Annotated in this window: 1 protein-coding gene; it reads left to right on the top strand. The window is 51.3% G+C overall.

The window, feature by feature from the left end; all coding sequences use genetic code 11:
- On the top strand, positions 1-380 hold a 380-nt coding region (locus tag RM425_RS21555; RefSeq protein ID WP_311347279.1), incomplete at both ends, for a major capsid protein.

Here is a 380-nt window from a genome sequence, read left to right as displayed (position 1 = left end):
ATAACGATAAGTCTGCAAAGAATGCGCAGAATATCGTTGATGCAGGCGGCACAGGTTCAAACCTTACATCCATTTGGTTGGTGGTTTGGGGCACGAATACCGTGCACGGTATCTTCCCTAAAGGTCAGAAGGCAGGGCTGGATCATAAAGACCTTGGTGAGCAAACGCTGGTCGATGATAACGGCGGGAAATATCAAGGCTACCGAACCCATTATAAGTGGGACAATGGCCTGTCGGTTCGCGATTGGCGCTATGTTGTGCGCATTGCAAACATCGACACCACCAAGCTGGGTGCCGACGACGGCCCTAACCTGGCCAAACTGATGGTTCAGGCTCTGCATCGTATTCCTAACCTGCAGATGGGTAAGGCTGTGTTCTAC

The sequence above is a fragment of the Blastococcus goldschmidtiae genome (genome assembly GCF_031845325.1).
GTDB classification, from domain to species: Bacteria; Actinomycetota; Actinomycetes; order Mycobacteriales; family Geodermatophilaceae; genus Blastococcus; species Blastococcus goldschmidtiae.
Note: the sequence above shows the minus strand (reverse complement) of the source record. Positions and strands in the feature narration are given on the sequence as shown.